Source organism: Lutimaribacter pacificus (genome assembly GCF_900142185.1).
Taxonomy (GTDB): domain Bacteria; phylum Pseudomonadota; class Alphaproteobacteria; order Rhodobacterales; family Rhodobacteraceae; genus Lutimaribacter; species Lutimaribacter pacificus.
Map to the genome: position 1 here is coordinate 12,672 of NZ_FQZZ01000015.1, position 11,534 is coordinate 24,205.

The following is an 11,534-nucleotide window of genomic DNA, read 5'->3' on the forward strand; positions in this document are numbered from 1 at the left end:
CATGGCGGTCGAGATTGTCTGGCGCAGCGAACGAGGAACTCTCACATGTGATAACCGAGATTGTTGCGGTGTCGGCCTGCGCGACGAGTCCGCTTTGGCTATAGTTCTTGATGGTTCGACATCCGGAGCCAATAGCGGTGAATTCGCCCGAGCTATCGCGCGTGATTTAATCGACTGGTTCATAAGTTCTGAGCAGGTGACGCCCCAGACCGTTACGGACCGGTTACAGGAAATCCATGGTGATCTATCGACGAACTACCGGAAGGATTCGGCAAGCCTAGTAATAGCGCTTGTCGAAAGCGACGGTGCCACCCAGATACTGCACTCAGGAGATTGCCTGGCCGGAACTTGCCAAGGCCCAACAGATATTACTTGGCAGGCCCAGCCCCATACCCTGGCCAACGTGACCGGTGACCTGTCAGTCGCAGACATCGCGCAGACGCCTGTCAGACATCGTCTGACGCGCAGTTTTCGCAGCCGTGAATTCGCAGCTCCTGACGTTTCCGAGATACGCTTAGAAGAAGAACAGGACCTTGTTCTGGCCACAGACGGTTTCTGGGCCGAGCTTTCCCGGGACACGCAAGCGAGATTTCTGGAGGGCGATGAAGTGCCGGATGGAAACCACCAGGAGAGGGATGATTGCAGTGCCCTGATCCTGCGGCAGGTTGCTGGCAGAGCAAACGCGGTCAGCGGAGAGGCGTTCGGAAACCTCTACATAGGAGATGCCGAGGGATCGTGATCATGGCGCTCCATCAACCCCCAGTTTGTTCAGCGTTACAAGCAACGGAAGCATTGAATTTTTTAGAAAGTCTTGCCTCTGAACCCACCAGCAAAGCAGAGCGGGCTTATGCGCCCTGCGTCTTGTACGCCACCGCACCCCCATCAGCGAGTGAGGGGTGACGGACGGCTCCGGCGAAGCAGGGCGATAAGCTTCTGGGAATAATCGAGAAATCCACTACACAAAAGTGTATCCATTGGATACACTACGCGATGATGAAAGATGCTGGACTTCGCATCAGGGTGCAGCGAGAGTTGCGCCAAAGCTTTCTTGAGGCTTGCGCCGCGGATGACAAACCCGCGGCACAGGTCATCAGAGAATTCATGCGCAGATATGTCGAGGAGCACACAGCGGAAATCGAGCTTCGCGCCAATAAAAACAAACTGAGAGAGAAATAGAGCGGCAATGCAGGCAAAAGAACGGATATCGGATACAGGAAAAGCTCGGATTGCAGGCGTCGACTTGTTCTGCGGCGCCGGAGGATTGACGCGAGGACTTGAAAAGGCAGGAGTCAACGTAACGCTGGGTGTCGATCTCGATCCCGAGTGCGAATTTCCTTACGAAGCTAACAACGACGCCCAATTTCTTTTGAAATCCGTTTCCGAGGTCTCGCAAACCGAGCTCGCTTCTGCATTTGATGGTGCGCAGTACAAGCTGCTGGCAGGTTGTGCACCGTGCCAGCCATTCTCGACTTATCAACAAGGCAAGTCCGGCCCTTCCGATGATCGTTGGCACTTGTTGATGGAATTTGCGCGATTGGTGGAAGAGACCCAGCCGGAACTGGTGACGATGGAAAACGTTCCCCGATTGGCAGAGCAGGACGTTTTTCTGGAATTCACCGAGAGGCTTGAGGGCAATGGCTTTCACGTTTCCTTCGAAGTAATAAACTGCGCTGATTACGGTGTGCCACAGCAGAGAAACCGTTTGGTTCTCCTAGCCTCCAAGCTTGGCGAGATCAAAATGATCCGCCCAACCACGCCACAAGGAAAGCGGAAAACCGTTAAGCAGGCCATCGCGAAGCTTCCAAGAATCGAGGCCGGAGAGCAGCACCCGAAGGACCCGTTGCATCAAGCGGCAAAACTCTCGGAGCTGAATCTTATGCGAATTCGCGCCTCGAAGCCTGGCGGAAGCTGGAAAGATTGGGACGAGTCTCTGGTCGCCGATTGTCACAAGAAAGCGACTGGAAAGACCTATCCAAGCGTCTATGGACGCATGGTTTGGGATGAGCCAGCACCCACAATGACAACCCAATATTACGGTTTCGGGAATGGTCGATTTGGTCATCCCGAACAAGATCGGGCCATCTCTCTAAGAGAAGGCGCAATTCTTCAAAGCTTTCCCAAAGGCTATAAGTTCGTGCGGAAAGGGGCGCCCGTTTCGACAAAAACCATTGGTCGTCTTATCGGTAACGCGGTTCCCGTCAATCTGGGCCGTGCCATTGGCCAAAGTATTGTACAGCACATTGAAGAGGTTGAGGGCCGCAAGGCGGACCAAGAGGAGGCTGCGTGAATTCCCAACTCGCTTCTGTCGAGAACTCTCCAGACCCCGCGATCGTTAGTGTTCCAGAGCCGGGCCAACTTGTAGAAGCCCGACGCCGCCAATGGGTAGTTGCCGATGTTGCGGCATCCGAGGCGACAGGGTTTGCCGGTCGCCCCCAGCACCTGATCACACTAGCGTCAATCGATGACGATGCCCTGGGTGAAGAAGTCCAGATCTTTTGGGAAATCGAGCCCGGTGCTCACATCATCGAACGGGCGGGCTTACCAGCCATTACCGGTAAAGATGATACTGAGGAGCTGGAGGCCTTCCTGGATGCCGTTCGGTGGGGCGCCGCGACCAACGCTGATCGCGGTTTTCTTCAGGCTCCGTTCCGAAGCGGCGTGAGCATCGAAGACTTCCAGCTCGATCCTATGGTTCGCGCCATTGACATGGCGCGTGCGAACCTTTTGATCGCAGACGACGTAGGTCTCGGTAAGACTATCGAAGCTGGCCTGGTAATTCAGGAACTTCTCCTGAGGCATCGAGCTCGCACCGCGTTGGTCGTTTGCCCCGCTTCGCTACAGGAGAAGTGGCGCATCGAGATGCTGGAGAAATTCGGCCTCGAATTCAAAGTCGTGAACACCGAGTATGTCAAAGAACTCAGACGAAACCGCGGCATTCATGCCAATCCCTGGACATCCTTCCCACGACTGATCACGTCCGTCGATTGGCTAAAAGCTGGTGAACCGTTGCGCATGATGCGTGATGTGTTACCCGTTCACGCCACCTATCCTAGGAAGTTCGACATCCTGGTTGTGGATGAGGCGCACAACGTCGCCCCCGCCGGGTCGACAAACTACGTGATCGAAAGCCAGCGCACCCGACTGATCCGGCGGATTGCGCCGCATTTCCAGCATCGGCTCTTCCTGACCGCAACGCCGCATAACGGTTACACCGAGTCCTTTACGTCGCTGCTGGAGCTGCTCGACAATCAGCGGTTTTCCAGAAACATCATGCCTGACGACAAGCAGCTCTCCCAGGTCATGGTACGGCGACTGAAAACCGACCTAGTCGATAGCGAGGGAAAGCCCCTTTATCCAAGGCGGGACTTACGGGCTCTGGCGATCCCCTTCACCGACCAAGAGCGTTCTATGCATGCTCTTCTTGAGGCTTACTGCAAGAGCCGTGAGACCACCGCGAGGGAGACGGCTTCGACCGGCACCAAATTCGTCAATACGTTGCTCAAGAAGCGACTGTTCTCATCACCAGCCGCCTTCGCTTCCACGCTCGAAAAACACGTTCATACTCTGGAATCGAAAGCCGGAGGCCCAGAGAAGAGCGTATTATCCGAACGCATCCTTCGCACCGCGATCGCCAAAGCTGAAGAAGACTATGCGGACGACGAACGCGCCGAAGAAATCCGAGATGAAGCTGTCGAAGAAGCAAGTAAGCGAAGCGCGCCGCTGACACAGCAAGAGCGTCAGCTCATAGAGAAAATGCGTGCTTGGGCTCAGGGGGCTGCCAACAAGTCCGACTCCAAGGCAAAGGCGATTGTCGAGTGGATCGAAAACAACCTCAAGACCAACGGCGAATGGAATGATCGAAGAGTTATCCTGTTCACCGAGTACCGCACAACCCATCAATGGCTGCACCGCATACTGGCTGCACAGGGATACGGCGGCGACCGCCTTGAAATAATTCATGGTGGAATGGATCAGGAAGATCGCGAGAAGGTCAAAGCGGCGTTTCAGACCAATCCCAAGGACGCCGACGTTCGAATTTTGCTAGCAACGGACGCTGCATCCGAGGGTATCGACCTGCAGAACTACTGTAACTGCATGATCCATGTGGAAATCCCTTACAACCCAAACGTTATGGAACAGCGCAACGGCCGTATCGACCGACACGGGCAACGTCAGGACGAAGTACTGATATGGCATCCAGTCGACGGCGGCGCAGCGAAAGGCGATGCGCTTGGCGGCCATCAAGACGACATCATTCGTGCGCTCAAAAAGCTGGAAGCGATGCGAGAAGATATGGGGAGCGTTAACCCCGTAATCGCACCACAAATGGCTGGCCTGATCGAGGGAACAAGGCGGGAGCTGGATACCCGCGAGGCTGAAGCGCGTGCCGCGAAAGCCAAGAAATTCGTTCGGGCAGAGCGGGAGCTGACTGACCGTATCGCAAAGCTTCACGAACGGCTGATGGAAACGCGCAAAGATTTCCATCTCACGCCTGAACGCATTTGTTCGGCGGTGAAGGTTGGTTTGGCGTTAGCCGATCGGCCACCGCTCAAAGACGTGGAACTTGAAGACGCGCCTTCAGGCACAGTCTTCGAAATGCCCGCTCTGACAGGAACCTGGGCGCGCTGTATGGAAGGTCTGCGTCACCCGCACACTGGCGAAATCAGACCCATCACTTTTGATCACGACGTTGCCAAAAACCGCGATGACGTGGTTCTCGTGCACCTGAACCACCGTCTTGTTCAGATGTGTCTGCGGCTGATGCGTGCCGAGGTGTGGGCTCAGGACGATGTCAAAAAACTCAATCGCGTAGACGTTCGTGTTGTACCGGACGATCTCCTAGATACACCTGCCGTCGCGGCCATCTCCCGACTGGTCATCACTGGTGGCAGCCATCATCGTCTGCACGAAGAACTAACGGTCTCGGGTGGATATCTCAGAGACACCGGTTTTGCACGGGAGCAGGGAGTGAGGCGCGTCAATGAATGGTTGGAGCGCGCCAAGTCCTGCGAGATTTCTTCGCCTGCTTTTGACCAGTTGGCTGATAGGTTCGGCAAATACCGCGACGCTATCATGCAAACCGTCGAGGCGCGCTCTCGCGATCGCCTCCGGAACCTGGAGAACACACTCCAGAACCGCAAAGAGCAAGAGATCAAGAATATTCGGTCTGTTCTGAGCGAACTCGAAAAAGCGATCGGAGAAGAACTCGCCAAAGAGAACAAGCCAGAACAGATCGACTGGATCGCCCAGCTCATCGAAGACGAGCGCACTCAGGTAAGGCGGGACTTCGAGGCGCTCAAAGCGCGGCTGGCCAGTATACCCGAAGAGCGTGATCAAGAGGTTCAAGCCATCGAGCGGCGATACGAAAGCTTTGCGGCACGTACATTTCCCGTTGCTGTGATCCTCTTGGTGCCAGCTTCCCAGATCAAAGGAGGCGCATGATGAGTGAAATGAGTCTGCACGGCGAATGGCTTTCGCTTATGGATATCTCCGGCCCGTTCTTGGCCGAGCCGGTGCTAAAAGATGCATTTCCTCAGGGCCTTGAAGAGGTCGACCCGGCAAAGCGCAAACTTCTGAGGCAAGCCTATGAAGAATGGCGTGACGCGGTTGAGTTCGGTGAGGATGATCTTCATGCGCTTCATGCTGCTTGGATCGATCTCTTACTGCGGCAGGGCCTGGAGCTCGATGAGGACGGGGACGGAGACATCCTCAAATCTGGCGACGAGTTGCCGGATGATCTGACCTACCAACTCGCCGAACATAGCGTCTCGCTGCGCCCAGATTATGCCGTCGTCGATGACCAAAGCGCTGACAAGAGCCTCATGCTTATCTCGGTGTATGCGCCAGGCACCGATCTCAACGAGCCGCTCAAAGGCGATGGCTGGGCCGCGAGTCCCGCCGAGCGCATGGTCGAATTGTGCCGCGCCAAAGAAACCCGCCTGGGCCTGCTGACGAATGGCGAGCATTGGATGCTTGTCGATGCACCAGTCGGTGCTGTGACCACTTTCGCCAGTTGGTACGCGCGCCTTTGGAGCCCGGAACCAAAAACACTGCAATCATTCATCAACCTTCTCGGTGTGCGGCGCTTTTTTGTCGGGAGCGATGAACAATTGCCAGCACTTCTCGATGCCTCGCTTAAACTGCAAGACGAGGTCACGGATGCGCTAGGTGAACAAGTCAGCCGTGCTGTCGAGGTTCTGATCCAATCACTGGATCGGGCGGACGTCGATCGCAATCGAGAGCTCTTGAAGGGCATTGAACCTACTGCCCTGTATGAAGCTGGTCTAACTGTCATGATGCGCATCGTTTTTCTGCTATCGGCGGAAGAGCGCGGTTTGCTCCTCTTGGGCGACGATCGTTACGAGGCGAACTATGCTGTATCGACATTAAGAATGCAGCTCCGTGCGGAATCCGAAGAGATACTGGAACGACGCTTCGACGCCTGGGCAAGGCTTCTCGCGATTTTCCGCGCCGTGTATGGCGGTATCGACCACGAAGAAATGCGACTACCGGCATTGGGCGGATCGCTATTCGATCCCAATCGCTTTCCGTTTTTGGAGGGACGTCCTAAGGACTCTGATTGGCGCACTGATCATGCCGTCCCGCTTCCAATAGACAATCGCACGGTGTTGCTGCTGCTGGACGCCGTTCAGCTCTTCCAAGGGCGCACGCTGTCTTACCGCGCGCTTGATGTCGAGCAGATCGGCTATGTCTACGAAGGTCTACTGGAGCGCACTGTTGTTCGTGCCAAGGACGTTACCCTTGACTTGAACGCAACCAAGAGCGCCAAGAAACCTTGGGTCACACTGGAAGAGCTAGAAGCTGCTAAAGCTAAGAGCGATGACGCGGTAGCAAAACTCTTGAAGGAGCGAACTGGCAGCTCGGCAAGTCGCGTTAAAAACGATCTTGGCAAAGCGATGGAAGCAGTCGATGCCGACAAGTTGCTGACGGCGTGCCATGCCGATGTCAATTTGCGAGACCGTATCAAGCCTTACTTCCATTTCTTGCGGATCGACCGATGGGGTTACCCACTGGTTTACCCTGTCGGGACGTTCATGGTTACGACGGGTACGGATCGCCGAGAAACAGGTACTCACTACACGCCTAAATCCCTGACAGAGGCGATTGTGAAGGAGACGCTGGAGCCTGTTGCGTATGTTGGTCCGTCCGAAGGCAAAAACCGAGAAGATTGGACTCTGAAGTCACCAGAAGAGTTGCTGGACTTGAAAATATGCGACCCTGCTATGGGGTCGGGAGCATTCCTCGTTCAAGTTTGCCGTTGGCTTGCTGATCGTTTGGTTGAAGCGTGGCGCGACGCCGAAGGCGCCGGAAAGGCGGTGACGGCTGAAGGAGAGGTTGTCGAACGGCAAGACGGCCATGAGCTACTGCGCAATGATCCTGAAGAACGATTGCTTACGGCGCGTCGTCTGATTGCCGAGCGCTGTCTCTATGGTGTGGACATCAATCCTCTGGCTGTCGAACTTGCCAAGCTGTCGATCTGGCTGATCACGCTAGCGAAAGGCCGACCGTTCGGTTTTTTGGATCATAATTTACGTTCTGGCGACAGCCTACTTGGTATCCACGATATCGACCAACTTCTTTATCTGGACATGAATCCAGGAAAAGCCACTAGTAAGAAACTGTTTGCTGCAGAAATTGACAAAGCGGTCGAAGCAGCTGTTACGCTTCGTGCAGAGCTGCGAAGCCGACCGATCATCGACATTCTTGATGTTGAAGCGATGCAAGAGCTCGACGGCTTAGCTCGGCGAAAGCTTGAGATGCCTGAATTGGTTGCAGACGCGCTGGTTGGAAGGGCGCTCGCTTCAGGTGGAAAAACGGTAGATACGACTTCATTGTCAATTGACGCCGGTAGGGCCCTTGCGGGGGACACCGCTGCTACTGACCTATTGCGGCAGCGCGCCGTCGCTGATTTGAGCTTGGATGTTCCGGCCGACGTAGCTACTAGAAAGCCGTTTCATTGGCCCCTTGAATTTCCTGAAGTCTTTAGGTCTGGCAACTCAGGTTTTGATGCAGTGGTGGGAAACCCGCCATACCTTGGCGGCAGGAAGATTAGGCAGATTTTTGGTGCCGCCTATCTGCAATACCTCACGCAGACTCTCGTACGAAACGCGAGCGCAAATGCTGACATTTGTGCCTTTTTCGTGCGCCGTTTAGAATCGGTTAGTGCAGACGCATGCGTGATTGGACTAGTCACAAGCAGTTCAATCGCCGAGGGTGACACAAGACAAGTCGCTCTCGCGGGCATTGAAAGTCGGAACTTCACAATCATTCGGGCAAATAACAAATCAAAGTGGCCGGGGGCGGCTAGTGTGACAATCTCGCCAATTTGGATTCGAAAGGGAAGCTGGCAAGGCGCATCATATCTAAACGGAAAGTCAGTTCAGGCCATAAATTCATACTTGCTAGAGGGCGAAGACGATGCGGCGATCTACTCGCTAAGCGAGAATTCAAAACTAATATTTCAAGGTTCCATAATTGTAGGTGACGGGTTTCAGGTTTCTGACGACGAGGCGCGCCATTTAATATCAAAAGATTCAAAAAACAAGGATGTTGTTTGGCCATACATGATAGGTCAGGAGCTAAACACTGATCCCCACCAAAAAGCATCTAAGTGGATTATTTCCTTCTTTGACTGGCCGCTAAACCGCTCTGAATCGCCTAGTGGCTACAGCGGGCCCGTTGCGTTCGATTACCCAGATTGCCTTGCAATCGCCAAAGAGCGCGTCTTCCCAGAAAGGCTAGAGAAAAGTAAGCAAAAATCATATGCAAAAATTATGGACAAGTGGTGGCAGTATTGGAGGCCAAGGCGCGAACTATATGAAAGAATTGAGGACTCGGAGTGGAGTCTTGCGATAGCTACCGGTGCTGTAAAGCACGTCGCCTTTGGTAGGGTAGTAGGGAAGAATATATTCTCTCATTCTGTCGCAATAATTCCAGTTAGTGATTTTGCGCTGGCGGGCCTGCTCTCCTCTTCCGTGCATGAGATTTGGGCGCGCAAGCACGGTAGTCACAACCTTCTTTTGCTTCGATATACGCCAACGACAATAATTGAAACACTTCCTTTCCCAAATCTAGGAGAGGACCTTCGGACAGTGGGTAAAACGTTCGTAGAACTGCGCGAAACGGTAATGCTCGACAAAGGAATAGGCCTAACGAAGCTCTACAACAAAATTCACGACCCAATAGACCAAGAGCATGAGACATTACAGCTTCGAAAATCTTTGGTGAACTTAGATCGGACAGTTCTTGCTGCCTATGGATGGAGCGATATAAAGCTTGATCACGACTTCCGAGATGATCCCACCATACTTGAAGACAATAAAGTTCGGTTCAGTATCTCAGACAATAGCCGGTCTGAGCTGATTGGGAGGCTCAGCAGATTAAATCAGGAAAGACATCTTTCGGAAAAGGCTCAGGCCAAGTCCAAGCGGCGCGGTGGACGTTCGAACACTCAAACTTGCCAAACTAAAGATCTGTTTTCGGCAAAAGGAACCAAGAAATGACCGAAAGCAACATAAGTTCACAAGAGATTGTACCTGACGCAGTTGATACCGCAAATAGATATCGGATGACTGTTGACCTGAACGTTCTCGATCATCTGGGAATTAATCTTTACAGCAACATTGCTGCAGTGCTGACGGAAGCCGTTGCGAACGCCTGGGATGCTGACGCGGAAAATGTCGAAATCACAATTGATCCAGATGGTAAGTGGATCAAGATCGTCGACGACGGCATTGGCATGGATGTTGCGGATATGAATGATAAATATCTTCGTGTCGGATACCGCCGACGTGAAGAGGATGACCCGTATGGCCGCACCACCGCTAAAGGGCGTCGGGTGATGGGCCGCAAAGGACTGGGTAAGCTGTCGCTGTTCTCCATTGCCGATCAAATTGATGTTCAGTCATCGAAGAATGGACAGGCACATGGTCTACGGATGAGTGTCGAGGGTATCAAAGCCTCAGTACAGCGAAAGGAGCCTCATTATTCGCCGGACGCTTTGCCAGTTGACGATATCGACGTCGAAAAGGGAACCAAAATTGTCTTAAAAGAGATCAAGCGGCAGCGGCTTGCACGTGGCGCGGCCGCGTTGCGTATGCGTTTGGCGCGCCGGTTCTCAGTGATCGGAGAGTTATATCAGTTCAAAATCTCGATCGATGGGCAGCCCGTAACGACGGACGATAGGGGTGATCTGCGGATCACGCAATTTCTCTGGACAATGGGTGACTTCGAGCCTGAGGCAACATCGATACCAAAGGTGCTTGAACAGGAAAAACTGCCGAACCGATTTGACGGCTGGGAGGCGAGTTGGAATGTTGATGGATGGATCGGTACCGCGCGGACTCCCAAGCAACTCGACAGTGAAGATACTGGCAACCTGAACGGCATCGTCGTGTTTGCACGTGGCAGGTTGTTTCATGAGAACATCTTAGACAAACTGAATGACGGCCGACTTTACACGAAGTATCTGACTGGTCAGATCGAAGCGGACTTTCTGGATGATGATGACTTGGCTGACATTGCCACCAGCGACCGTCAAAGGGTACAAGAAGATGATCCAAGATACGCAGCTCTCCTCGCGTTTCTCAGGTCGAGATTGGGTGAGGTCGAACGCCGCTGGTCTGAATGGCGTCGCAAGCATGAAGTAAAAGACGCCCAAGAGACATCCCCAGCACTAAAGGAATGGTTTGAGTCTCTCCCTGAGGGGTTTCGAAAGAGTGCCGAGTCCCTCATCGCAAAACTAAGTGCGCTTCCAGTAGATGATCAGGAAGACCGTAAGCTTCTGTATCAGCATGGTATTCTTGCCTTTGAGCGCATGAGGATACGAGGATCTGCGGAGGAACTGGTCGAAAGCGTCCACAATGTCGACAAGCTTCTGGCTGTTCTCGCAGATCGCGATGCTCTGGAAGCCTCACTCTATCGGGACATTGTGAAGTCGCGGCTAGATGCCATCAAAGATTTCCAAGGGTTAGTCGACGAAGACGCAAAAGAGAGGGTTCTTCAACAGTACCTATTCGAACACTTGTGGTTACTTGATCCATCATGGGAGCGGGCAACCGGAAGCGAAATCATTGAATCACGCCTCCTATCTGACGGAGTGATTGTTGAAGACTTGACCGAGAAGGAAAGGTTGGGCCGCGTCGATATCGCTTACCGGACTAACGCCGGCAAACATATTATCGTCGAGCTCAAGAAAGCAGGCCGAAAGATGAAGCTTTTGGAGCTTCAAGAGCAGGGTCAAACATATGTCGATAAGCTAAAGAAAATCCTTCTCGTGCAAGGTGAGACAACGCCGAACATCGAAGTGGTTTTCGTAATTGGCAAGCATGTGGAGGATGAAAAGGATAATCCGGATCGGGTTAAAGCATCTATGGCGGCAATTTCACAAGGCAGCCGTATCGTGCATTATGACTCCCTTATCGCTGGCGCGGAGAATTCCTACTCAGAATACCTAGAGCATAGCAAGACGCTAGATCGTCTCGGTTCAATAGTGGACCGGTTGTAAGGGGGAT

General features: G+C 53.4%; 6 protein-coding genes. All 6 read left to right on the forward strand.

What is annotated here, in order from left to right; genetic code table 11:
- The first annotated feature begins 1 nt into the window (after position 1).
- Positions 2-739, forward strand: coding sequence for a PP2C family protein-serine/threonine phosphatase (locus F3H87_RS20780; RefSeq protein WP_188129296.1), 738 nt, complete (start codon positions 2-4; stop codon positions 737-739).
- Between the two features lie 254 nt (positions 740-993).
- Positions 994-1,176 (forward strand): hypothetical protein, encoded by a 183-nt coding sequence (locus F3H87_RS22195; RefSeq protein ID WP_149789813.1) that lies wholly within the window; start codon positions 994-996, stop codon positions 1,174-1,176.
- Positions 1,177-1,183: 7 nt separating this feature from the next.
- Positions 1,184-2,287 (forward strand): DNA cytosine methyltransferase, encoded by a 1,104-nt coding sequence (locus tag F3H87_RS20790; RefSeq protein WP_149789788.1) that lies wholly within the window; start codon positions 1,184-1,186, stop codon positions 2,285-2,287.
- Complete coding sequence (gene drmD / locus F3H87_RS20795; RefSeq protein ID WP_223228160.1) at positions 2,284-5,442, forward strand: DISARM system SNF2-like helicase DrmD; 3,159 nt, start codon at positions 2,284-2,286, stop codon at positions 5,440-5,442. The genes F3H87_RS20790 and drmD overlap by 4 nt, the downstream gene beginning before the upstream one ends.
- On the forward strand, positions 5,442-9,524 hold the full coding sequence (locus F3H87_RS20800; RefSeq protein ID WP_188129297.1) for an Eco57I restriction-modification methylase domain-containing protein: 4,083 nt from the start codon (positions 5,442-5,444) through the stop codon (positions 9,522-9,524). Before drmD ends, F3H87_RS20800 begins: the two co-directional genes overlap by 1 nt.
- Entirely contained in the window at positions 9,521-11,527 is a 2,007-nt protein-coding gene (locus F3H87_RS20805; RefSeq protein ID WP_223228161.1) for a BbrUII/HgiDII family restriction enzyme, read from the forward strand. The genes F3H87_RS20800 and F3H87_RS20805 overlap by 4 nt, the downstream gene beginning before the upstream one ends.
- The last annotated feature ends 7 nt before the right edge of the window (positions 11,528-11,534 follow it).